The following is a 22,656-nucleotide window of genomic DNA, read 5'->3' as shown; positions in this document are numbered from 1 at the left end:
TATCATCTTTTGATTCTTAAACATACCTATTAAATCAATACAGAGCAAATATTGATCATTACAAAGAAGAAACGGTGCTTTGGATCCGGGTAATTTTGAATTAACAAACAGAGATCAAATGGAAAATCAAACAATGAATACAATGGCGCATCAGGATATACCTGGGAACCCTTCTACTGCAAAATCCAGCGGGATCCGCTTGAATGATCGTAGTCAGGATAAAACCTTACGCTTGCTGACTGAGCAAGATTGGGATTTCTGGATTACAAATGGATATGTAGTGATCAAAAATGCGGTTCCTCGGGATCAGGTTAAAAAGACTGCGGATTATCTATGGGCATATGAAGGAAAAGATCCGGATGTGATAGAGAGCTGGTATAAAAAACCTAATGCACAAATGCAGATGTCAGAATTAAACAATACTGGCATGGTAGAAATCTATAACCACCAGCTGTTATGGGATAACAGAATGTATCCAAAGGTCCACCAGGCTTTTGCCGACATCTGGGGAACGGAAAAGTTATGGGTAACTATAGACAGGGCAAATCTGAATTTCCCATTGCGTCCGGGTTTTGAGTATAAAGGTTTTATTCACTGGGATTATGATCCGGAAACAAAACCTCAAAATGTACAGGGTGTATTGGCTTTAGCTGACCAGACAGATGAAAATATGGGAGGCTTTCAATGTATTCCTGAACTATTCCGCACTTATGATACCTGGAAATTGACCCAGCCGGCAGACCGCGACCATTACAAACCAGATACGACAGGATTTAAACTGGAAAAGATCAAACTGGAAGCAGGAGATTTACTCATTTTTAATAGTTCACAACCTCATGGCATCAGAGCAAATACAAGTACAGATCAAGTAAGAGTTGCTCAATATATTGCTATGATGCCTGCTCAGGAAGAGGATGAAGATTTGAGGCAATGGAGAATTGGCAGCTGGGAAAATAGAGAAGCAATGCAGGGTTATGCTTTTCCGGGTGATCCATTGGAACGTGAAAAGAAAAATCCAGTTGCAGAACTTACCCCTCTGGGCAAAAAATTGCTGGGTTTGGAAAAGTGGTAATCTGGGAGTGCGATAAAAGCAATGTTAAAAGCTGTCAATATTATTTCCTGAAAATTAACAAAATATGGCCATTTCTGTCTAATTTGCGCTTATAACAGGATATATAATGATTGATAACATAAAGATAATAAACACAGAACTACTTTCTGATAACTGGTATACGCTTAAAAAGATAACTTACCAATATTCATTGAAAGACGGTACAGTACAGACGCAGGACAGAGAAGCATACGATCGTGGAAATGGCGCAGTAATTTTATTGTATAACAAAGAACAACAAACTGTTATCCTGACCAGGCAATTCAGATTGCCTACTTATATCAATGGAAATGAATCCGGATTACTGATTGAGGCCTGCGCCGGATTATTAGATAAAGACAATGCTGAGGATTGTATCAAAAGAGAAACAGAAGAAGAAACAGGCTATCAGGTAACTGAAGTACGTAAAATATTTGAAGCCTATATGTCACCGGGTTCAGTGACAGAAATCTTATATTTCTTTATTGCAGCTTACACTAAGGACATGAAAATACATGAAGGTGGTGGATTGGCGCATGAGCAGGAAAATATCGAAGTGCTGGAACTTTCCATTGATCAGGCAATGGCTATGGTAGCCAATGGAGAAATTAAAGATGGAAAAACAATTATGTTGCTGCAATATGTAAAACTTCACCAGATTGTGTAGAAAACGCTTAGCTGAAAACGCAACATCTGACCGCTAAAGACACTTTTTTCTTTAACCAATTACAACCCTATATTTAACAAATAAATGCAGCAGGAGGCCGTAAAAGCTTCCTCTGCTATGAAACAGATTAAACACCAATAAAAATGGCAACGATTATCCCCATTTTCAGAATATTCGATTACGATAAAGCAATAGAATTTTACATAAACTGGCTCGGCTTTAAGATTGACTGGGAACATAAAGAGACAGGTACCCCTATTTATATGCAGGTTTCAATGCAGGGTATTTTACTACATTTAACTGAGCATCATGGAGATTGCACCCCTGGCGCAAGAGCTTATATTGCTGATTTTGAAAACCTGAAAGACTTTCATCAATTGCTGCTGGCAAAGGATTATAAGTTCAACAGACCGGGCCTGGAAAAACAATCCTGGAATGATCAGGTGGACTATATGGAAGTGATTGATCCTTTTGGAAACAGATTATCTTTTAATGGTTAATCAGCAGATCTGATTGCATTGATAATGATAATGTCACGCTCTACTTCCATACCGGCAGCATTGCTCCTGACCATTTCTTTGTGAAAATGCACTTCTTCAATCTCAAAACCATTACTAATCAATAATTCTTCAGCTTCTTCCCTGCTGTATAAACGAAAGCCATACGGAGTAAATGGCAGTTTCTCCATGAATTCACGCGGAGCAAAAGTCAGGCTAAACAGACCACCTGGCCTAAGTACTCTTCGTATTTCAGTGACATAAGCTTTTGGATCTTTCCAGAAATAGAGCGTATTTATAGTAAATACTTTAGTAAAAAAGCCGGCTGCAAAGTTTAGTTGCATCCCATCTGATAAAGAGAAATCGGCTCTTCCTGAAGATACAGCTTCGCTATTGATTCTGATGGCTTCCTGGACCATCAATGTTGAGATATCTACCCCATAATAGAGTAAATGTTTGGTCGCTGCTAAGAGCGAAATAACATGCGAGCCATTTCCAGGCCCTATTTCTAAAAGTACGTCATTGGATTTCGGATCCAGCGCTGCGATAGTAAGCGCAATCATATGGCCATTATTAACAGCCATCGTTTCAGCAGTTTTTATCCCTGTATCCCCGCTTGGGCAACTTAACTGACCTGCTATTTCTTTAAAATCGGGTTTATTAAGGTGAGCTGACATAGGTAAAAGATTAGCAGTTTTATTATTGGAGAATGCTATGATTTGTACCTGTATTACCCGTACTCTTTTGTACGGGCAACCAGGATTTAATAAATATTACTGAACAGTATGAATTTGCTGCTTTGGTAGCACAAAGATATACTATTTAGAATGATTCTACACTAATTAAATCTTTGTTACATTTAAATGACAATTCATCAGGCCTTAATAAAGCTGATTATCTGGTTCAGGTACAATTCATCTATTTCGTCAAATTGAGCCAGTTCAGCACTATCTGCATCCAATACACCAAATACATCCCCATCTATAACAATGGGTAATACAATCTCTGATCTTGAAGCTGAGCTGCATGCAATATGTCCCGGGAATTTATCTACATCCTCTACAATGAATGTTTTAGCTTCCTGCCATGATCTTCCACACACACCTTTACCGGATTTTATTCTTGTACAGGCTACCGGGCCTTGAAACGGACCTAAAACCAGCTCCTCTCCTTTAACCAGGTAAAAGCCAACCCATAGCCACCCGAACTGCTCTTTCAGTGCTGCACTGATGTTAGCAAGGTTAGCAATCAAGTCATCTTCTCCGCTTATTAAAGCTTGAATTTGCGGAATCAATGATTGGTACTGTTCTTCTTTACTTTCTGTTTTTATAATCAGTAGATCTTCTGCCATTATTCTGGTTTCTTTTAAATTTTAATGCTGTTTAATGAGACTCTAAAATTAAACAATCACCTGCATATCGATGTAAAGGGTTGGTAATATTCTCAGCGCCGTTTTAAAATTTAACCGAATTATTTGGTTGTGTTTCTTTTTAGCTGCAACTTCACCGGATTTTAATACACTAATTTAATTCTTTTATGAGAGTAATCGCCGAACTGCCGCATCCTGAATGTAAGATAACTTTGTTCAATATGAACCAAAAATATATTGTAAAATTTGAACAGGGAACTTTTGAACAGAGCTACAAATTGTCTGAACTTGACCTGACCGGAGGAGGAGCAAACGAAATATTCCAAATGCTTGATGAGACATTTATCGCTACCGTAGTCGCACGTTTTAAGACGATGCGGTCGGATTTTTCAGCTGCTTACAAAAGACAAGAGTATTAGTTCATATCAGAACCATAACTAACTGTAATACAGCATCGACAAATACTATTCAGAATATTATTTTGTATTTCACCTGTTTTTAAGGTCACCATAGTCATCATTTATTCTTCCATATTTACTATAACTTTAACAGCACAGCACTAATTAAAAGAAAAACAAACAATTACAATTAACAACAATATTATATTTTGTCACTAAAAACCACAAAATATAATATTGTTTTCATATAAATCATGCTTTTTATGTCTTTGGCTAATCTAAGAAAAAAGGACTAAGTATGATTAAATTAGTAAGAGATTATTTGTTTGAATCAGGAGTAATACCCGCTTTGAATTTGGGTAAACTGAAACGAAGTACCACGCAACCCTCCTCTTTACTTGCCTTCAGCAATCCATTATTCTTCTCTACAAAGTCACGGCACAATTGCAACCCAAGTCCTACTCCGCGTTCATTAGATGTACCGTACGAAGGCTGTAAATGCGAGTCTTCAGCCAGCTGATCTATATTCAGAACACCCGCTACCGGATTACAAACATCTATATACATAAAGTTCTCGTTTCCCCACATTTTTAAACGAATATGACCGCCTAATGGAGTAAATTTAATTGCATTATCAATGAGATTACGCATCACCAGGTTAATCTGATTCAGATCAGCATAAACATCCTGCTCATCAGTTATTACCACCTCTGTCGTGATATTCTTCTTTTTAATAAGTGGCTGATAAACCAGCATCAGATCATTGGTTAAAATCCGCATACTAAAGCGGGATGGAGCGGTATTAATACCTTTTAACTGACTTTGGGCCCAATATAAAAGATTATTCAATGTATTATGGATATGATCGAAGCTTTGACGACTATCATTCAGCAGCATTTTTACTTCTTCGAGTGACAACAAATCCAGATCATTCAGAGAATACAAACTAATCAGACTACTGAAAGGGCTTCGAAGATCATGGGCTATAATTGAAAAAAGCCTGCTTTTATCTGTGTTCGCTTCCTCCAGAGACTTCACCATTTTCCGCAGCGACTTTGTTCTTGACTCTACTATCTTTTCCAGCCGCTCATTCTGGGTACTGATCAGATAAAGGTTCTCCTCCTGAATTCTCATTTTTTCGGACTGAATAACTAGTTTTGCAGCTGTCAGGTCCTTTAAACGGTCTCCCATTGCAAGAGACAATAAAAGCAGTTCAAAAATAAATCCCAATGGAGCAAACTTAAATGATACTTCACTATAAATAAACACATTAGATAAGCTCAGTACAACCCATACTGAAGTTAAACAAACAAATGCCCAGGCGATTATATAATACAGAGCCGGCTTGTAACCTTTATAATAAACGACAACACCTAGCAGCCAGATGACCAGAGACGATGTAGCTGTTAAAATCTGCACCAGCATAGAGCAATAAGATTTATACCCTAACAAACACAGGACCATGGTAAAAATCCAGCTACCAATAAGCAGCCTGATCACCTGTTTTGACTGTGGCAGTAAAACCTTCAGATTCAGAAAACTGCTTGAAAACGCGATACCGGCAACACTGCCCAATCCAAGAAATAAATAGGGATAAGTATTAATAAATACTCTGAAATCATATCCCAGATAATAACTGTAGCCCCTGAAGTAGCAGACCATATACACAAATAACGAAAGGATATAAACACTATAATAAAAATAGGCTCTGTCGTTTGACCTGATAAACACAAAAATATTAAAGAAGAACAGAGCAGTCAGAATTCCGATATAAATCGACTCGATACGTTCAGTTGAATTAAGACCTTCGACCAATCGTTCTGATACCGCTATCTTTAAAGGAACCAGGAGAATATTATCCGTCTTAAGCCTCATATAAACGTCCTGTAATACAGAACTATGGTTCCCATCAGGTAAAGTAAAAATATAATTATTAGCTGCTATTAATTCAGGGTTTTCCGGAGCAAGACTGCCCGTATGGATTTTAGTAAATAAACCTGAGGAAGTACGCTTATAAAAGTCTATGGATTCTATGCTGGATACATCGAGTACCAGAAATGCTTTATAACGGGTCTGATTCAGGTAGGAGACTTTTATCCAGAATGCGGAAGAAGAATTTCCAAAATTAAGTATATCGGCATCTGATCTTAGAAACTCACCCCTTTTAGCCTTCTCTGCAACCTGATCTATAGTTAACCGGCTATTAACGTCAATAAAATAACTTACAGACTTGCCAAGGCTTAAATAAGGTAAATCTCTGTTAACAGTAATTACCTGGCTATAAGCAGCGGCTGATAGAAGAAAAAGAAGTAAAAAGAGTGTAGAGCGCATTAATTAATCTGTCCAACAAATATAAGGTAAATAGATTTAAACAGGAATAGAATTTTAGCGCTATTTAAGCAACAACAGTAATCATCCAGTCAAAACACATTTAAATCAAAAACACACAATTAACTGAAAGACAAGATAATATGTAATTATCAAAAGTAGAGGCAAAAAAAAAGCCCAACCCCGAAATAAGGAACCAACTATCGTGTATAGAAAAAGCTGGCACTGAAAACGGGGTCAGGCTTATCCTGTTTTAAAAAACAGGATCTGTATCCATTTGAAAATCTTCATCTCTTAAATAAAGAATTTCTGTACTTTTCTCATAGTTTGTAGATTTCTTAGAAAAGAAATCATGCTGTGTAGTCTCACCATTCAATCCATTTAAAACTATAGAGTTAACTGCTTTGATCTCAAATAACTCTTCAAATCCAAGGTTCATCATTGCCTTGTTTGCATTGTAGCGAACGTATTCCTTTACATCAGCAGTTAAACCAACCTCAGTGTATAATTCATCTGTGTATTTCAACTCATTTTCATACAACTCCATGAGTAGGTCAACCAGCTCTGCTTTACACTTTTCAGGGTCTGGTAACTTTTTGTATACATCCTGAGCAAGCAATCCAACAAACACACCATGAATGGATTCATCAGCAACAATTTTTTTGATAATATCTGCACTTGCAACCATCTGCCCCTGTCCGGCAAGCCATAACGGCATGAAAAATCCGCTGTAAAACAAAAATGATTCCAGTAACACTGATGCTGCAAGCCCCATAAATAATACTTCATTGCTTACTTTAGCCGCATCCAGATTTCTGTAATATTTATCAATCGTAGCTGCTTTAAATTGAAGGAGCTTGTTGTGTTCTACCCATTCGAATAACTCGTTAATCTCTGCCGTACTATTTACCGTAGTAAAAATGGTAGAGTATGATTTCGCGTGAATAGCTTCCATCATACACATGAAAGATAATACCGCTTTATTCTGTAAGCCATCGATATGATCCAGTAGTTTCGGCATACCAGTATGACTCTGAATTGTATCCAGCAGGGTTAAACCGCCTAATGCTTTTTTATAAGCCTCCTGAATCTCAGGACTTAAAGACTTCCAGCTATCGATATCTTTGGAAGGGATATATTCTGTATCTATCCAGAACTGACGCAGGTTCTGCTCCCAGAACATGCCGGCGTAATCATTTTCCGGTGTATTCCAGTTTACTGCTTTATAGTGACTCATTGGTGTCTGATTTAAATCTTATAAATTAATTAAAAACCTGATTATACGGAACAAGAAACACATTCGTCAATCGAAGCCTTACGGGTACGGGTATAGTACAGAGACTTCAGTCCCATTTTATGTGCATAGATATAATACTTTGCAATATCACGCGTACTATCTTTGGTATTGGTATGCAGAATAGTTGAAATCCCCTGATCCACATGTTTTTGAATAACTGAGATTAACCGCAGCACGTTCTTCTGATCCATATCATAAGCTGACTTGTAGAAGAAATAGTTATCATTATCCAGATAAGGCATAGGATAATAAGTTGTACTGTCACCATACTCTCTGACCTCAATTACGTCCACTACAGGCATTACTGATGCCGTTGCATTCATAATGTACGAAGTAGATTGATTAGGAGCTATAGCAAGCCTGTAAGCGTGGTATAAACCATGCTGCTTCACCTGATTCATTAAATCAGTCCAGTCTGCTGCCGAAGGAATAGCCATCCCTTCAAATAAAGCTGCAATTTTAGCATTCAAAGGAACAATATCCTGAGCAACATAAGAAGCAAAGTAGTTTCCATTTGCATATTCCGAAGCTTCAAATCCTACAAAAGTTTCATTTTTCTCTTTCGCAATCTCCATGGAGCTCTGGATAGAGTAAAAATTAACCATCATAAAAAAGACATTACAGAAATCAAGTGCCTCTTTACTTTCATACATAATGAAGTTTTTAGCCAGGAAGCCATGTAAGTTCATCGCACCCAAACCAACACTATGCAGTTCTTTATTCGCTTTCTGTACAGAAGGTACCATAGCGATATTGGTCAGATCTGAAACTACAGTAAGTGATCTCATAGCTGTTTTAACAGCCTCTTTAATCCTTTTGTTGTCCATTACCGTCGCAATATTCAAAGAACCCAGGTTACAGGAAATACCATAGCGGATTTTATCTTCTTTACCGTAAATCTCTATATCCGAAACCTCAGAGATCTGCATGATTTCGGTACACAGATTGGAGAATTTAACATTTCCAAGATCTTTCAGGGCATGCCCCCTGTTTGCATTTCCTTTAAAGAACAGGTAAGGATAACCACTTTCTTTTTGGGTTTGCGCAATTTTCACCATCAGGTGACGTGCGTTAATCTTTTTCTTTTTAACCAGCGGATTGGTTACGAGCTCTTCGTACATTTCATCCATATCCATCTCATCCAGATATTTACCGTATTGTTTCAATACCGTATGCGGATGGAATAAGTAACAGGCTTCGTCTTTTTCAGCAAGTTCCATGAATTTGTCCGGAACAACCACACCAATTGATAGTGATTTAATCCTTACTTTTTCATCGACATTGATCTTTTTACAATCCAGGAACTCTTCAATATCTGTGTGGAAAACATTCAGATAAACTGCTCCTGCTCCCGGACGCTGTCCTAATTGATTGGCATAAGAGAAAGTATCTTCCAGTATTTTCATAATCGGCAAGACACCTCCTGCACGACCTTCAACGTCTTTAATGGATTCTCCTCTGGCACGGATCTTCGATAAATTGAAGGATACGCCGCCACCAATTGAAGATAATTTCATCGCAGAATCTATAGCATAACCGATACCATTCAGGTTATCACCTATTTCATCCAGAAAACAGGAAACCAATTCACCGGAGCGTTTCTTGCCTGAATTCAAAAATGTTGGTGTTGCCGGCTGATACTCCTGATTAATCAGCATTTCTGCATAAGATTTAGCTTCAGCAACGTCTCCTCTTGCTAAAAACAGAGATACCGCAACAACGCGGTCTTCATAGCGCTCCAGGAATTTCTCTCCGCTGTCATCTCTCAGGGCATAACTCTGAAAGAATTTAAATGCACTCATGAAAGACTGGAACCTGAATTTTTTCGCATAGACCAGGTCATAAACCTCTTCCATTTGTTCAAAAGTATACCATTGATAAAAATCAACGTAATATTCCTGCTCTATCAGGTAATCTATCTTCTCTTTCAAAGTATAAAAGAAGACTGTGTTTTTGTTTACATAATCCAAAAAATAGGAACGAACAGCTTCTTTATCTTTATGAAGGCTGAACTCGTCATCATTTTTAATCATGATCTCATTATTTAATAAGATCCACTTTTTCGTTACCATATCATTTAGCCCTCTATTTTTTCTATAAATTTTTGGATATCTGCCATTGTTCCTGAAAGCTCAAACTGCATCAGGATGGGTAATTTAAACTGATCTGAAATTCTCGTAGCTGCCTTAGCGTAATTGGGACCCCAGTTTTTGTTTCCACTGGAAGAGACAGATTTGATCATACTGCTGTTTTCATCCAGAAAACGTAAAGTAGAAACCGGAACTTCTCCGAATCCTGTCGTATACGTAATCAGGTGTCCTTCATGTAAGGGCTTAAATGCCTCATCTATCTTTTGAATTGTCCAGTCACGGTGTAACTTCAAACGGTTTACAAATCGCTCCACATTACCCGTTTTACTATCATAATAAATCCAGGTCATCGGCATTGTATTGAGTTGAAATTTAAACTGCTACCAGCACAGACAATTCATCCGGCTTAAAACCTATTACGCGGGACAACTCCTGCTCTTGTTCTAATAAAATTACTGTAGGTACTGAACGCACCCGGAACTGCATGGCCAGTTCTGGCTGGTTGAAAGGATTAATAGTTTCATAGATAACACCTTTTCTATCAAGATATTCTGAAACCATATTGCATGGACTGCAATCGTCTTTTTCGAATTTGATTATTCTTTTTGTGCTCATTTTTGAAGGTTTTTATGTAAATCAGCCCTCTTGCCGACCTATTTTAGCGGAGCTCAAAAATGCAAAATTCTGCTTAGACAGATTCTAAATGTTATCAACACTGGTGGAAAAGAGAGTAATAATTATGACTGATTATTTACTGAAAAACCAATTAAATTAGTTAAACTTTGTAAACGTTTTTTTGCAATTCACTAGCAGGAAGAGTATTGCGATTTATTTGATCAAAATCAATTCATCTTTGTAAATTACAAGTGAGTGTTGAAAGTTATCAATTCCATGATCCATTTCTGGAAAGACGTGTCAGTTTTCTGCGCAAATCTAATTTGATATGGAGTTGTTCCTGACTAATCAGGACACCAGTCTTTGGTAAATCAATATCTTCGGCCCTGATATCTTTATATTGAATACTTTTAGCCTGGATATGCGTTCCTTTACTTTCAATGGCAAGCACTGCACCTGCTGTCCACAATACTGGATTTGGAGAAAAATCAAAACCTAACTCATTGGTATACCACAAGGTAAGCTCTTCAGTGATTTCTTTTTCCACCCCCATAATTTTATGCTTAACCGTAGTTCTGGCAATCACTTTGTGGCAGTTAAATCCTAGTATCTGTTTCACTTCATCAGCTTTAATATATTCAATTACAGGTACAATCTGTCCGGTTCCAAACTTCATTTCCGGCAGTAAACCCATTTTATCCTGCATCAAAAAAAGCGTGTCATTTAAATCAAAAGCCTGAATCAGCCGGTTCGACTGGAAATCATAATAATAATCCCTGCTAAAGCCACCACCAAAAACACCCAGCCCATTATAACGCCCTCCCCTTTGCGTGCTGCTATTGGAACTCTCCTGCTGCTTATAACTGGCATGGAGCTGATCAAACTTCAATTCAAAATTGTTTACCGAACTTTTTGGCATCCTTGCAATAGCCTCACTACTGAGTTTTATGCCATTTGCGGCAGTCAGCACTGCCGGGTCAAAAGTACTTTCAAATAGTATTGTTCCTGATTTTTCAGGTTGTGCATCCACCCGGATCGAAAATATAATCAGGCTGATGATCACCATAAATAGTCGTCTCATATCTGCCTTGGTTCTGCAAAAACAGTGCTAAATATAGTTTTGAAATGTTAAAAAAAGTTAAAGCTGAAACGATGCACCAAAGACAATAACTCTTTAATTTTCAGTAGATTCAGTATGAAAAACGACAAATAACATTTACTAACCAAATCAATGTATGAAAAACGGATTATTAACAATGACCGCAGCCGGCATGTTTTTGCTGATTGCCGTATCCTGTAAAAAAACACAGGAACAACCCACTTCAGCCTCATCAAATTTAACAGAAAAAGAGCAGGTTAAAGAGTTATCCACCACCCCGATGGCAAAAGCTATCAATTTGCCAGCTTCGTTAGCCTTATCAGCAAATACGCAGGTACCTGTCATCTTTGTACATGGGTTCCTTGGATTCGGTCCTGATGAAGCCTTTAGCGCATTTCATTACTGGGGTGGGCTTACCGATGTAGTAAAAGACCTGAATAACCAGGGCTATGTAGCCTATGCTGCTTCGGTTGGGCCAATAAGCAGTAATTGGGATCGCGCCATAGAACTCTATTACTACATTAAAGGAGGCACTCCTGACTATGGCATGCTACACAGCAGTAAATTTGGCCATAAACAGCAGGTAACGCGTCGCTATAAAGGAGTTTATCCGCAATGGGATGAAAAACATCCAATCAGCCTGATAGGTCATAGTATGGGCGGGACAACGATCAGAAAACTAATCACTTTATTAGAAAAAGGCGATACCCAGGAACAAGGCGATGCCGGATCAAGCTCCTTATTTGCCGGAAATAAAAGAGGATGGATAAAATCTGCCGTTTCTATAAGCACTCCGCACAATGGCACTTCATTAACCAATATTTTTGGAGTAGGCAGTTCCACTTTTATGCTGGATGCTTTAAATAGCGTAGCTTCATTAGCAGGTGGATTTGGAAGCAATAGCCTTTATGACTTTGATCTGGATCAGTGGGGATTGGAAAGAAACCCTAAGACAACTAACTTTTTCACTTACTATGACCAGGTCAAACAAAGCCGGTTATGGACAACCAAAGACAGTGCGCCTTATGATTTATCACCTGCACTCTCTCAGGAGCGGAATCAGATTGATCTTGATTCCAAAGATGTTTACTATTTTTCTGTGACCACCAGCTGCACAAGCCCTGGAATTCTGACCGGCCGTGAATATCCCAGTCCATTCACTTTTCCTGTTTTATATCCTCTCGCCTTGTCCATGGGCAACTATTTAAGCAATGAGCCTGGAAAAACCAATTTTGACAGCAAGTGGTGGCCTAATGACGGAATTGTAAACGTTTATGGAGAAAATGGCCCTTCCAATGGAATCATCAGAGAATATAATGCCAATGCGATGTTGCAAAAGGGAGTCTGGAATCACCTGGGTATATACCATGGCTACGATCATGCAGCTATTATCGGGATAGGTACACTCATCGATGTGAAACCTTTTTACCGCAACCTTGCAAGGCTGATTACTTCTTTGTAAAGTTTCTTTTAAGCTGCAAATCTGACGATTTGCAGCTTAAAAGAATTAATATTCAAGCCATCCGTTTGCTAGTACGTCGGCAAGATGCATGGTTTTAATAGGGAGTTGATTTTTATCGATATAGCCCTGCAAGTGCATCAGGCATGATAAATCAGTAGAAATAATATAATCTGCATCCTGATCAAGGGCGTTGTTTACTTTCTGTTCTGCCATAGCAGTAGAAATCGCATCAAATTTAACGGCAAAGGTACCGCCAAAGCCACAGCACATGTCGGTATCTTTCATTTCCATCATTTCCAGTCCATGAACTTTTTCCAGCAGTAAACGTGGTTCTTCTTTGATTTTACACTCTCTTAAACCGCTACATGAATCATGATAAACAGCTTTACCTTCCAGCTCTGCGCCAAAGTAATCCTTTTTAAGTACATTAATCAGGAAATCAGAAAGTTCAAAAATATTTCCTTGCAGTGTTCTGCATTTATTATGGACATTAGAATTGGTAAAAAGATCGTTAAACCCATTTTTCACCATTCCAACGCACGAAGCAGAAGGAGCTACGATATAATTAGCGCCTGAAAAGTCGTTCAAAAACTTTGTACCGGTATCTTTTGCCTCTTCCCAATAACCAGCATTGTAAGCTGGTTGCCCGCAGCAGGTTTGTCCAGGATTATAACTCACCTCACAACCTGCCTTTTCTAAAAGTTTAACAGTACTAAAAGCTGTTTCAGGATATAACTGATCGACAAAACAGGGGATAAATAATTCTACTTTCATTAATAAATATTAGGATCGTACGGTGTACTAGTTTACTTTTTCCAGTTTAGCGACGCCAGATTTATTTTCATCTACTTTTTTAGGATTTCCTTTATAATAGATTGTCGTAGCGCCCGAAGTTTTCGCTTTAAGCTCATTCAGTACATTAATATTCAGCTTACCTACTCCTTCAACATCAAGGCTGTAAATACCTGTAATAAAATCAAATGCGTTCATTTGTATTACCCCTTTACTCTTTACCTGGTGTACACCTGCCTGTCCGATCAGGTTGATATGCGCCTCACCATCAGTAGTGGTAGTGAGCTTACCAGCATTCAATTCCAGGTTGATCGTTGTTGCACCAGATGATTTAACATCAAGGTCATTTACATTGATACGGGATGAAGTATAAATATGGCTGGCTCCTTTTGCTTCAAGCGTTTTAAGCTCTCCAATTCCGGCACTCACGATAATAGAATCTTTTCCGCAATATTTTTTCGGATCAAGTTCAATAACCAATCCATTTTTATTCACTTCAGCTTTAATAAGCCCGATAACATTAGAATCTGCCTGTATATTCACTTTAAAACTACTATCCTGGCGCATCAGTAATTTGATAGGCCCGCTTACTACAATTTCATTGTAAGGCTTCACTGTAAATTCTTTACTGGAGTGCAGACCCGAATCTTCTACACATTTAGTTTTACATGCTGTAAAAAGTAACGGTAGAGCTAAGCTAAATAGGAATAATTTCTTCATCATAATTTTTCAAGGTTTGTCAAAGGTAATAGTTTTTGCCGTCTGTTTTAATTTTACCTGCATCCAATAGCTCGCGAATGCGGTTTAGCTTATCCTGATCTGTGCCCGTTCTGATCTGATTAATCAGCGCATCAAGTGTCTGAGGTTCCGTTTGAACCAGCGTTGCAATTTCAAAATCTATCTTATCGTCCAGTTCTGCAAGGTCTTCATTCCTTTTCTGCGCTAAACAAACATCGCATACCCCGCACTGATCAGCATTAGGTTCATCAAAATAAGATAATAACTGGATACTTCTGCAAACAAATGTATCTGCATAAGCCAATACTGCGCGGATCTGTTCAGATTGTATCTTTTTTCTCAATTCTATATATTTTACATCCGTATCCAGATGTAATAAATCTACTCTCGCTACTACAAACTGCATTTGAGGCTGATCTGTTTGCGGAAGATAAGAGATTAAGCCCTGATCCTGCAAATTATTCAGTTGCCGCACCACACTGTTAAAAGAGGTCTTCAACTTTGTCGCAATATCGCTTTCACTAATATTAGCATAATGGTCAAACATTCCACCATAAGACCTCAATATCGTTTTAATCAAAGGATCATAGCCAGAGTTCTCAATCTGGAAACGATAAACATCTTCATTTCCCGCGGTAAATAAAACCCGGGAAGGTAAAAATATATTTTCTGAAAGCGTGATATAACCATCATGCTCCAGAAATTTCAATGCGCCCATAGTCTTGATTACACCCAGCTTAAAACGCTTGCAGAAATCCGCCAGATCAAAGCTAAAGCTGACCCCTGCTCCTGCTCCATAAGCCAGCTGAAAGTAAGTTCCTAAATAATGATAGGTCTTCTTGATTTCTTCTACAGATGGAAAACTATCTGTGTATTTTGCTTTTAAGGCCAACTGATCTGAGGCATTAGCCAGCAAAACCGCATAAGCCCTTTTTCCGTCCCTGCCACCGCGACCCGCTTCCTGATAATAAGCTTCCAGACTTTCAGGGAGATCCAGATGAACTACAAAACGGACGTCAGGTTTATCTATTCCCATCCCAAAAGCATTGGTTGCCACCATGACCCTGATCTTATTCTGCTTCCAGGCTTCCTGCTTTTTGGAACGTTCATCTTTTTCTATTCCTGCATGATAAAAATCGGCAGCAATCTGATTTCTCTTCAAAAAAAGAGCAATTTCTGAAGTTTCGCGCCTGTTTCGTACATAAACCAGCCCGCTCCCTTTTACGTTTGTCACAATATCAATCAGCTTTTTGTGCTTATCTTCCAGTCCAAAAACTACATAACTCAGGTTTTTACGCGCAAAGCTCTGTACAAAGATCTGTGGGTCTCTGAGCGTTAATTTATCTACGATATCTTCCCTTACAAAAGCTGTAGCAGTTGCCGTTAACGCGATAAAAGGAACTTCCGGATGGATTTCTCTCAATGCGGTAATCTGCATATAAGATGGCCTGAAATCATAACCCCACTGTGAAATACAATGCGCTTCATCTATCGCAATCAGGTTAACATTCATATAAGAAATCCTGGTTCTCACCAGATCAGCTAATAAACGTTCCGGTGACAGGTAAAGAAATTTAACAGGGCCATAAATACAGTTATCCAGCAAAATATCTATTTCTCTTTTACCCATTCCAGCGTAGATAGCTACGGCATTGACCCCTTTTGCTTTTAAATTTTCTACCTGATCTTTCATCAGGGCAATCAGTGGCGAAACCACAATACAAATCCCTTCTTTTACTAGCGCAGGCACCTGGAAACATAAAGATTTCCCGCCTCCTGTTGGTAAAAGTGCCATCACATCCTTTCCTTCCAATACAGCCTGGATAATATCCTGCTGTAAAGGCCTGAATGAATTAAATCCCCAATATTGTTTTAATACTTCTGTTTCGTTCATAAAAAATGCGCTATATCCCCTGTGCAATCACAAAGCCACAAGCCCATGCCCATTGAAAATTATATCCGCCAAGCCAGCCGGTAACATCTACACATTCCCCGCCAAAATAAAGGCCTGGCATTTTTTTACATTCAAGCGTTTTAGAAGATAACTCGTTGGTATCAATTCCACCACGCATTACTTCTGCCTTGTCATAGCCCTTATCACCCGCAGGCTTCACTTTAAACAAATGAATGGTCTGATGGATTAATTCCAGTTCAGTTTTTGTTAAAGAGGCTACAGCTTTGTCAACTGGAAGGTATTTATGCAGGGCATCAGTAAATTTTTTCGCATAATATCTGTTCAGTAAGGTAGACAATAATGTCTTTCCATGGTATTTTCTTTCTTCTTCAAGCAGTGCAGTGATATCTTCCCGCGGTAAAAGGTTAATATTTATACTTTCTCCTGGTTGCCAGTAAGAGGAGATCTGCAAGATTGCAGGCCCGCTTAATCCCCAGTGGGTAAACAGAATATTCTCCTCGAAAGAGATTTTATCATTGCTGACTTCGCAAAAAACTGAATTTCCAGAAAGTTGTGCGTACCATTCTTCCTCTTTTCCTGTAATTGTCAGTGGAACCAGTGCTGGCGCAGTATCAATAATCTTTAACCCGTTTTTACGGGCAAAACGGAGTGCAAAATCTGTTGCACCCATCTTTGGAATTGGTAATCCACCTGTAGCAATGACAAGTTTCGGAGTATTCAAAGTATATGTTTTACCAGATTGCTGATAAGTGATACTATAAGAACCGTCGTTTTGTATAATGTCAGTTACATCGGCATTGCATTTGATCTCCTGTCCAAAGTCTGAACACAGCGTTGTAAATACCTCTACAATGTCTTTTGCATTCTTATCCTCAGGGAACAATTGTCCTAACGTTTTTTCTTTCCCATCAATCCCGTAAGTTTCAAAAAAGCTGATGGTATCTGCGACCGTCCACTGTGTAAAGGCCGATTTACTAAAGTGTTTATTTCCCGAAATAAATTGTTCGTCGGTAGCGAACATATTGGTATAGTTGCACCTACCGCCTCCGGAGATTAATATTTTGGCTCCCGCCTTACTTCCTTTTTCCAGTATAATCACCTTCTTACCAAGGTATCCAGCTTGTACTGCACACATCAATCCGCATGCGCCCGCCCCAATTATTATAGCATCAGCCTCCATCAAATCCGTTTATATTGTTATTTTTGTGCAAAATAAAGCCTGTTTAATTTTATATGATAAAATTGTTTACAGCTTATTTTTCAGTGAAACAAAGTTAAATTCAATTTTGATAGCTTTCCTACCTAAATTGAATTTGACGAAGTTGCAGCTAAAAAGAAGCATAAACAAATTATCAGGTAAATTTTAAACAGGCGTAAAAGCATATATTTTCATATTGACATGGCAAAACAAATAAGTGAGTTAAAATTAGGAATTCTGGGTGGTGGACAATTAGGGCGGATGTTAATTCAGGAAGCTATTAATTACAACCTGACTACGCTGGTTTTGGATCCTGATCATGAAGCTCCCTGCAAACATCTTGCAAACTACTTTGAATGCGGATCTATCACTGACTTCGATACAGTATATAAATTCGGTAAAAAAGCAGATGTGATTACTATCGAAATTGAAAAGGTAAATATCGAGGCTTTAGAGCAACTGGAGAAAGAAGGCAAAATGGTATTTCCACAAGCCAGAGTTATCCGTTTAATCCAGGATAAAGGTATTCAGAAACAATTTTTCAAAGAAAATGATATTCCTACAGCTCCTTTTCAGCTGGCTAATACCAAAGAAGACTTATTAAATTCAAGTTTTCCATTCCCATACATGCTTAAACAGCGCAAAGATGGTTATGATGGTAAAGGTGTGATGCGGATTAATAACATCGCAGATCTGGACAATGCATTTGACAGTCCTTGCTTAATTGAAGAACTGGTAGATTTCGAAAAAGAAATCGCTGTTATTGTGTCCAGAAATTCTAATGGCGAGGTGAAGACCTTCCCTATGGTAGAAATGGAATTCAATGCAGAAGCAAATCTTGTAGAATTTTTAATCTCTCCTTCTACTTACCCTGAACACGTTCAGGAAAGAGCAGAAACAATTGCTAAAAACATTGCCGCAGCTTTAAATATAACTGGCCTGCTGGCAGTAGAAATGTTTATTACCAAAGATGGACAGATATTAGTCAATGAACTGGCGCCAAGACCTCACAATAGTGGACACCACACTATAGAAGGTAATTATGTATCACAATTTGATCAGCACTTACGTTCGGTGTTTAACTTGCCTTTGGGCGATACCCGTGCAATCAATAATGCAGTGATGCTAAATGTATTGGGCGAAAAAGGGCATGACGGTGTTGCAAAATACCAGGGTTTAGAGAAAATAATGGCTATCGATGGTGTTTATGTACACCTTTACGGTAAAAAATATACAAAGCCTTTCCGCAAGATGGGCCACATCACTATTGTGGACCAAAACAGGGAAGCTGCTATTGAAAAGGCAAATTTAATCAAAGAAACACTAAAAGTAATATCTTAATGAGCGCACAAGTAGGCATAATTATGGGCAGCAAGTCTGATTTAAATATCATGAACGATGCTGCTGATATTTTAAAGGAATTTGGAGTAGAGTTTGAAATGACGGTTGTTTCGGCACACCGTACACCGGATAGAATGTTCAGCTATGCGAAAGAAGCTGCTTCAAGAGGAATTAAGGTTATTATCGCTGGTGCTGGCGGTGCTGCGCATTTACCAGGTATGGTTGCATCAATTACTGTTTTACCAGTTATTGGTGTCCCTGTAAAGAGTTCTAATAGTATTGATGGCTGGGATTCGATTTTATCTATTTTACAGATGCCAAATGGGATTCCTGTAGCTACTGTAGCATTAAATGCAGCTAAAAATGCAGGTTTGCTTGCCGTACAGATTTTATCTACTGCTGATAGCACATTAGCTGTTAAAATGCAGGAATATAAAGATGAATTGAGAAAAAAAGTAGAAGAATCTGCTGCTGAGTTAGAGTCTTAAACTCTACAAAAAATGCCCTGCTAATTATAGCAGGGCATTTTTTTATGCCTTTATAGTAATGATTACCGGATCAGTTCAAATTAGGGTTTTTAGGAAAATTACTGATATGCGCATATTTAGGCCCTAAATGGATAATTACTTCTTTCCACAGCTGCTCTTCATCAGCAGAAAATATCATGTCAGCATCATACTGATCGGAAACAATCCAGGTATTCTCTTCCATCTCTGCTTTAAGCTGAGGCCCCTCCCAGCCCGAATAGCCAACAAAAACTTTCACCTCATCTTTAGTCAGCTCTCCTTTACCCATTAAGGCTCTGAAGCTCTCGAAGTTCCCTCCCCAGAAAATCCCTTTGGCAATCTCCTCTCCGCCTGAGATCTTTTTAGGACAGCGGTGGATAAAGTGGATTGTATCTGTAGCTACCGGGCCACCATAGCATACCGGAAAAGCCGGTCCGCCGATATCCTCAATCAACTCTCCTAATAAAAGAAGGCTTGGCTGGTTAATTACAAAACCAAGCGTCCCCAGTTCACTGTGTTCGGTCAGAAACACTACCGACCGGGTGAAATTAGGATCATTTAAAAAAGGTTCGGAAACAAGAAGTTTACCGGCTGAGGGTGTTAATCGACTTATCATTTCGGAAAATTACTTATAATTTTAAAAAAACTAAAGACTATTTTTGTCAAATGGAGTTGACCAAAGAAAATATTCAAAACCTAAGACAAGATTACCGCGCTGCTGAACTTTCAGAGGCCGATATCGACAAAAATCCGATTGCACAATTCGCAAAATGGTTCAAAGACGCGTTAGACGCTAAATTGTATGAGCCCAATGTAATGACTTTGGCTACAGCCGACTTATCCGGCAAACCTTCTTCCAGAATTCTCCTTTTAAAAGGATTTGATGAAGATGGTTTTGTTTTTTTTACCAATTATAACAGTAAAAAAGGTAAAGACCTTCAGGAAAATCCACAGGCTGCCATGCAGTTTTTCTGGCCGGAACTGGAAAGACAAGTCAGAATTGAAGGTATAGTAACCAAGGCTACAGCAGAAGCTTCTACAGCTTATTTTCACTCCCGCCCAAAAGGCAGCCAGATCGGAGCCAGCGCATCACCACAAAGCACCGTTATCCCAGACAGGGAAATTTTAGAAGAGCGGGTAAAAGAATTGACTGCAACCTATCAGGAAACAGAAGTTCCGCGTCCTGAACACTGGGGAGGTTATGTATTGAAGCCGGCACACATAGAGTTCTGGCAGGGGCGCCCGAGCCGTTTACACGACCGGATCACTTATACCAGCGTTAACGGCGTATGGACAATTAACAGACTAGCACCTTAAACATAAAAAATGACTAAAATAGCAGTAATCGGATCTGGTACCATGGGAAATGGTATCGCACATACTTTTGCACAATTTGGCTACCAGGTAAACCTGGTTGACATTAACCAGGAGGCATTAAACAAAGGATTAGATACAGTTAGCAAAAACCTTGACAGACAAGTAAATAAAGGGACAATAACTGAAGAAGATAAAGCCAGAACATTAAAAAACATAACCACTTTCACAGACTTAAAACCGGGCGTTGCCGAGGCTGATCTGATCGTTGAAGCCGCTACGGAAAATCTTGAGCTTAAGTTAAAAATCTTCAGAGATCTTGATGCCTATGCAAAACCAGAAGCTATATTAGCAAGCAATACCTCTTCTATTTCAATTACCCATATTGCCTCAGTAACCACCAGGGGAGAAAAGGTAATTGGCATGCATTTTATGAACCCTGTACCAGTGATGAAATTGGTAGAAGTGATTCGCGGGTACGCTACTTCTGACGAAACTACTGCATTGGTAATGAGCTTATCAGAAAAACTAGGTAAAGCTCCTGTTGAAGTAAACGATTATCCTGGATTCGTAGCCAACCGTATTTTAATGCCCATGATCAATGAAGCTATCTACACTTTATTTGAAGGTGTTGCCGGCGTTTCAGAGATCGATACCGTGATGAAATTGGGTATGGCTCACCCAATGGGGCCGCTGCAATTAGCAGATTTTATAGGTCTTGATGTCTGCCTGGCTATTATGAATGTATTACATAAAGGATTTGGCAACGCCAAATATGCACCATGTCCGCTGTTAGTGAATATGGTGATGGCAGGCAAAAAAGGAGTAAAATCCGGAGAAGGATTTTATGATTACAGTGCGGGCGTCAAAGAGGCGAAACCAGCAGCTAAGTTTTTATCTTAACTTTACCACATGAACGAAAACCTTGATCCCTCTTCAGAAAGCTTATCTCCCATAGAAAGGGATATAGAAAAAGTGCTGCGTCCCCAGGCTTTTGAAGATTTTACCGGTCAGGAAAAAATCATGGAGAATCTGAAGATTTTCGTTAAAGCAGCTAAACTGCGGGGCGAACCTTTAGACCATGTATTACTTCACGGCCCCCCGGGATTAGGAAAAACTACGCTTTCTTATATTATCGCCAATGAAATGGGTGTTGGTATTAAGGTGACTTCCGGCCCGGTACTGGATAAACCGGGTGATCTGGCAGGACTTCTGACCAACCTGGAAACCGGAGATATCCTTTTTATTGACGAAATACACCGTTTAAGCCCTCTGGTAGAAGAATACTTGTATTCTGCTATGGAAGACTTCAAAATTGATATTATGCTGGAAAGCGGGCCTAATGCCCGTTCTGTTCAGATTACATTAAATCCGTTTACATTGGTTGGTGCCACTACCCGTTCGGGTTTGTTAACTGCACCTTTAAGAGCAAGATTTGGTATCAATTCCAGACTGGCTTATTATGACGCTAAATTACTGACTACAATCGTACTGCGTTCTTCAGAAATCCTTAAAACCCCGATTACAGAAGAAGGTGCTTATGAAATTGCACGACGAAGCCGCGGTACACCAAGGATTGCGAATGCTTTGCTGAGAAGGACGAGAGATTTTGCACAGATCAAAGGAAATGGCACCATTGACACCACTATTGCCAAATACGCTTTAACAGCTTTAAATGTGGACGAACACGGACTGGATGAAATGGACAACAAGATCCTGCTGACGATTATTGATAAATTTAAAGGCGGCCCGGTTGGTTTAAAAACCATTGCTACTGCTGTTGGTGAAGATGAAGGAACAATAGAAGAAGTATATGAGCCTTTCCTGATTCAGGAAGGTTATATGATGCGTACTTCCCGCGGAAGAGAAGTTACAGAAGCGGCTTACAAACACCTTAAAAGACAATATCAGGCACAGTCTGGTAAATTATTTTAAGAAAA

23 protein-coding genes are annotated in these 22,656 nt (G+C 38.9%); 10 read left to right on the top strand and 13 right to left on the bottom strand.

The window, feature by feature from the left end; genetic code table 11:
• Positions 1-118: 118 nt before the first annotated feature.
• The 3 genes from HDE70_RS07415 (at position 119) to HDE70_RS07405 (ending at position 2,257) form a co-directional block, all read left to right on the top strand.
• Entirely contained in the window at positions 119-1,072 is a 954-nt protein-coding gene (locus HDE70_RS07415; protein ID WP_183869898.1) for a phytanoyl-CoA dioxygenase family protein, read from the top strand.
• A 106-nt stretch (positions 1,073-1,178) separates the two neighbouring features.
• Positions 1,179-1,757 (top strand): GDP-mannose pyrophosphatase NudK, encoded by a 579-nt coding sequence (gene nudK / locus HDE70_RS07410; RefSeq protein WP_183869897.1) that lies wholly within the window; start codon positions 1,179-1,181, stop codon positions 1,755-1,757.
• Between the two features lie 143 nt (positions 1,758-1,900).
• Positions 1,901-2,257, top strand: a complete 357-nt coding sequence (locus HDE70_RS07405; RefSeq protein ID WP_183889082.1) for a glyoxalase superfamily protein — start codon at positions 1,901-1,903, stop codon at positions 2,255-2,257.
• Here the strand turns inward: HDE70_RS07405 and HDE70_RS07400 are convergent.
• Positions 2,254-2,931 carry a class I SAM-dependent methyltransferase gene (locus HDE70_RS07400; protein WP_183869895.1) on the bottom strand — a complete coding sequence of 226 codons (678 nt, stop codon included), beginning with the start codon at positions 2,929-2,931 and terminating at the stop codon, positions 2,254-2,256. The two genes, HDE70_RS07405 and HDE70_RS07400, sit on opposite strands and share 4 nt — an antisense overlap.
• Positions 2,932-3,128: 197 nt before the next feature.
• Positions 3,129-3,605 (bottom strand): GAF domain-containing protein, encoded by a 477-nt coding sequence (locus tag HDE70_RS07395; RefSeq protein ID WP_183869894.1) that lies wholly within the window; start codon positions 3,603-3,605, stop codon positions 3,129-3,131.
• 185 nt (positions 3,606-3,790) lie between these two features.
• Between HDE70_RS07395 and HDE70_RS07390 the strand changes: the two genes are divergently transcribed.
• Positions 3,791-4,042, top strand: a complete 252-nt coding sequence (locus tag HDE70_RS07390; RefSeq protein ID WP_183869893.1) for a hypothetical protein — start codon at positions 3,791-3,793, stop codon at positions 4,040-4,042.
• A 297-nt stretch (positions 4,043-4,339) separates the two neighbouring features.
• Here HDE70_RS07390 and HDE70_RS07385 read toward each other — a convergent pair whose 3' ends face one another.
• The 6 genes from HDE70_RS07385 to HDE70_RS07360 all read right to left on the bottom strand — a co-directional run bounded on the left by HDE70_RS07385 (position 4,340) and on the right by HDE70_RS07360 (position 11,432).
• Positions 4,340-6,352, bottom strand: a complete 2,013-nt coding sequence (locus HDE70_RS07385) for a sensor histidine kinase (protein WP_183889080.1) — start codon at positions 6,350-6,352, stop codon at positions 4,340-4,342.
• A 250-nt stretch (positions 6,353-6,602) separates the two neighbouring features.
• A complete protein-coding gene (gene nrdF, locus HDE70_RS07380; RefSeq protein WP_183889078.1) occupies positions 6,603-7,586 on the bottom strand; it encodes a class 1b ribonucleoside-diphosphate reductase subunit beta in 984 nt (327 codons plus the stop codon).
• Between the two features lie 41 nt (positions 7,587-7,627).
• Positions 7,628-9,718: a class 1b ribonucleoside-diphosphate reductase subunit alpha gene (gene nrdE / locus HDE70_RS07375; protein ID WP_183869890.1), complete on the bottom strand. Its 2,091-nt coding sequence runs from the start codon at positions 9,716-9,718 to the stop codon at positions 7,628-7,630.
• 5 nt (positions 9,719-9,723) lie between these two features.
• Positions 9,724-10,086, bottom strand: coding sequence for a class Ib ribonucleoside-diphosphate reductase assembly flavoprotein NrdI (nrdI, locus tag HDE70_RS07370; protein ID WP_260160099.1), 363 nt, complete (start codon positions 10,084-10,086; stop codon positions 9,724-9,726).
• A gap of 22 nt (positions 10,087-10,108) precedes the next feature.
• Positions 10,109-10,351, bottom strand: coding sequence for a thioredoxin family protein (locus tag HDE70_RS07365; RefSeq protein ID WP_183869888.1), 243 nt, complete (start codon positions 10,349-10,351; stop codon positions 10,109-10,111).
• A gap of 268 nt (positions 10,352-10,619) precedes the next feature.
• Positions 10,620-11,432 (bottom strand): hypothetical protein, encoded by an 813-nt coding sequence (locus HDE70_RS07360; RefSeq protein WP_183869887.1) that lies wholly within the window; start codon positions 11,430-11,432, stop codon positions 10,620-10,622.
• 154 nt (positions 11,433-11,586) lie between these two features.
• Here HDE70_RS07360 and HDE70_RS07355 point away from each other — a divergent pair, with 154 nt between their 5' ends.
• Positions 11,587-12,912 (top strand): esterase/lipase family protein, encoded by a 1,326-nt coding sequence (locus HDE70_RS07355; protein WP_183889076.1) that lies wholly within the window; start codon positions 11,587-11,589, stop codon positions 12,910-12,912.
• Positions 12,913-12,957: 45 nt separating this feature from the next.
• Here the strand turns inward: HDE70_RS07355 and HDE70_RS07350 are convergent, their stop codons facing one another.
• Genes HDE70_RS07350 through HDE70_RS07335 form a run of 4 tightly spaced genes read right to left on the bottom strand, consistent with a single transcriptional unit; the run spans position 12,958 to position 17,537 of the window.
• Complete coding sequence (locus HDE70_RS07350) at positions 12,958-13,686, bottom strand: (Fe-S)-binding protein (RefSeq protein ID WP_183869885.1); 729 nt, start codon at positions 13,684-13,686, stop codon at positions 12,958-12,960.
• 27 nt (positions 13,687-13,713) lie between these two features.
• A complete protein-coding gene (locus HDE70_RS07345) occupies positions 13,714-14,427 on the bottom strand; it encodes a head GIN domain-containing protein (protein ID WP_183869884.1) in 714 nt (237 codons plus the stop codon).
• Positions 14,428-14,443: 16 nt separating this feature from the next.
• On the bottom strand, positions 14,444-16,336 hold the full coding sequence (locus HDE70_RS07340) for an ATP-dependent DNA helicase RecQ (protein WP_183889074.1): 1,893 nt from the start codon (positions 16,334-16,336) through the stop codon (positions 14,444-14,446).
• A gap of 10 nt (positions 16,337-16,346) precedes the next feature.
• Positions 16,347-17,537 carry an NAD(P)/FAD-dependent oxidoreductase gene (locus tag HDE70_RS07335; protein WP_183889073.1) on the bottom strand — a complete coding sequence of 397 codons (1,191 nt, stop codon included), beginning with the start codon at positions 17,535-17,537 and terminating at the stop codon, positions 16,347-16,349.
• Positions 17,538-17,756: 219 nt separating this feature from the next.
• On the opposite strand from HDE70_RS07335, the gene HDE70_RS07330 reads away from it, so the two are divergent.
• Together HDE70_RS07330 and purE are read left to right on the top strand one after the other, a co-directional pair.
• Positions 17,757-18,896 carry a 5-(carboxyamino)imidazole ribonucleotide synthase gene (locus tag HDE70_RS07330; RefSeq protein ID WP_183869881.1) on the top strand — a complete coding sequence of 380 codons (1,140 nt, stop codon included), beginning with the start codon at positions 17,757-17,759 and terminating at the stop codon, positions 18,894-18,896.
• A complete protein-coding gene (gene purE, locus HDE70_RS07325) occupies positions 18,896-19,384 on the top strand; it encodes a 5-(carboxyamino)imidazole ribonucleotide mutase (protein WP_183889071.1) in 489 nt (162 codons plus the stop codon). Before HDE70_RS07330 ends, purE begins: the two co-directional genes overlap by 1 nt.
• 70 nt (positions 19,385-19,454) lie before the next feature.
• Here the strand turns inward: purE and HDE70_RS07320 are convergent, their stop codons facing one another.
• Positions 19,455-20,018, bottom strand: a complete 564-nt coding sequence (locus HDE70_RS07320; RefSeq protein ID WP_183889069.1) for a YqgE/AlgH family protein — start codon at positions 20,016-20,018, stop codon at positions 19,455-19,457.
• Between the two features lie 50 nt (positions 20,019-20,068).
• Here HDE70_RS07320 and pdxH point away from each other — a divergent pair, with 50 nt between their 5' ends.
• The 3 genes from pdxH to ruvB are packed head-to-tail and all read left to right on the top strand — an operon-like array spanning position 20,069 to position 22,651.
• Positions 20,069-20,719, top strand: coding sequence for a pyridoxamine 5'-phosphate oxidase (pdxH, locus tag HDE70_RS07315; protein ID WP_183889067.1), 651 nt, complete (start codon positions 20,069-20,071; stop codon positions 20,717-20,719).
• Positions 20,720-20,728: 9 nt separating this feature from the next.
• On the top strand, positions 20,729-21,619 hold the full coding sequence (locus tag HDE70_RS07310; RefSeq protein WP_183889065.1) for a 3-hydroxybutyryl-CoA dehydrogenase: 891 nt from the start codon (positions 20,729-20,731) through the stop codon (positions 21,617-21,619).
• A gap of 9 nt (positions 21,620-21,628) precedes the next feature.
• Positions 21,629-22,651, top strand: coding sequence for a Holliday junction branch migration DNA helicase RuvB (ruvB, locus tag HDE70_RS07305; RefSeq protein ID WP_068399147.1), 1,023 nt, complete (start codon positions 21,629-21,631; stop codon positions 22,649-22,651).
• Positions 22,652-22,656: the final 5 nt, after the last annotated feature.

The sequence above is a fragment of the Pedobacter cryoconitis genome (assembly GCF_014200595.1).
GTDB lineage: Bacteria > Bacteroidota > Bacteroidia > Sphingobacteriales > Sphingobacteriaceae > Pedobacter > Pedobacter cryoconitis_C.
This window is presented reverse-complemented; position numbering and strand designations above follow the sequence as displayed.

Bases quoted from the DNA above. Each gene is read 5' to 3' on its own strand.
- HDE70_RS07415 (WP_183869898.1), top strand. From the start codon at position 119: ATGGAAAATCAAACAATGAATACAATGGCGCATCAGGATATACCTGGG.
- nudK (WP_183869897.1), top strand. From the start codon at position 1,179: ATGATTGATAACATAAAGATAATAAACACAGAACTACTTTCTGATAAC.
- HDE70_RS07405 (WP_183889082.1), top strand. From the start codon at position 1,901: ATGGCAACGATTATCCCCATTTTCAGAATATTCGATTACGATAAAGCA.
- HDE70_RS07400 (WP_183869895.1), bottom strand. From the start codon at position 2,931: ATGTCAGCTCACCTTAATAAACCCGATTTTAAAGAAATAGCAGGTCAG.
- HDE70_RS07395 (WP_183869894.1), bottom strand. From the start codon at position 3,605: ATGGCAGAAGATCTACTGATTATAAAAACAGAAAGTAAAGAAGAACAG.
- HDE70_RS07390 (WP_183869893.1), top strand. From the start codon at position 3,791: ATGAGAGTAATCGCCGAACTGCCGCATCCTGAATGTAAGATAACTTTG.
- HDE70_RS07385 (WP_183889080.1), bottom strand. From the start codon at position 6,352: ATGCGCTCTACACTCTTTTTACTTCTTTTTCTTCTATCAGCCGCTGCT.
- nrdF (WP_183889078.1), bottom strand. From the start codon at position 7,586: ATGAGTCACTATAAAGCAGTAAACTGGAATACACCGGAAAATGATTAC.
- nrdE (WP_183869890.1), bottom strand. From the start codon at position 9,718: ATGGTAACGAAAAAGTGGATCTTATTAAATAATGAGATCATGATTAAA.
- nrdI (WP_260160099.1), bottom strand. From the start codon at position 10,086: ATGACCTGGATTTATTATGATAGTAAAACGGGTAATGTGGAGCGATTT.
- HDE70_RS07365 (WP_183869888.1), bottom strand. From the start codon at position 10,351: ATGAGCACAAAAAGAATAATCAAATTCGAAAAAGACGATTGCAGTCCA.
- HDE70_RS07360 (WP_183869887.1), bottom strand. From the start codon at position 11,432: ATGAGACGACTATTTATGGTGATCATCAGCCTGATTATATTTTCGATC.
- HDE70_RS07355 (WP_183889076.1), top strand. From the start codon at position 11,587: ATGAAAAACGGATTATTAACAATGACCGCAGCCGGCATGTTTTTGCTG.
- HDE70_RS07350 (WP_183869885.1), bottom strand. From the start codon at position 13,686: ATGAAAGTAGAATTATTTATCCCCTGTTTTGTCGATCAGTTATATCCT.
- HDE70_RS07345 (WP_183869884.1), bottom strand. From the start codon at position 14,427: ATGATGAAGAAATTATTCCTATTTAGCTTAGCTCTACCGTTACTTTTT.
- HDE70_RS07340 (WP_183889074.1), bottom strand. From the start codon at position 16,336: ATGAACGAAACAGAAGTATTAAAACAATATTGGGGATTTAATTCATTC.
- HDE70_RS07335 (WP_183889073.1), bottom strand. From the start codon at position 17,537: ATGGAGGCTGATGCTATAATAATTGGGGCGGGCGCATGCGGATTGATG.
- HDE70_RS07330 (WP_183869881.1), top strand. From the start codon at position 17,757: ATGGCAAAACAAATAAGTGAGTTAAAATTAGGAATTCTGGGTGGTGGA.
- purE (WP_183889071.1), top strand. From the start codon at position 18,896: ATGAGCGCACAAGTAGGCATAATTATGGGCAGCAAGTCTGATTTAAAT.
- HDE70_RS07320 (WP_183889069.1), bottom strand. From the start codon at position 20,018: ATGATAAGTCGATTAACACCCTCAGCCGGTAAACTTCTTGTTTCCGAA.
- pdxH (WP_183889067.1), top strand. From the start codon at position 20,069: ATGGAGTTGACCAAAGAAAATATTCAAAACCTAAGACAAGATTACCGC.
- HDE70_RS07310 (WP_183889065.1), top strand. From the start codon at position 20,729: ATGACTAAAATAGCAGTAATCGGATCTGGTACCATGGGAAATGGTATC.
- ruvB (WP_068399147.1), top strand. From the start codon at position 21,629: ATGAACGAAAACCTTGATCCCTCTTCAGAAAGCTTATCTCCCATAGAA.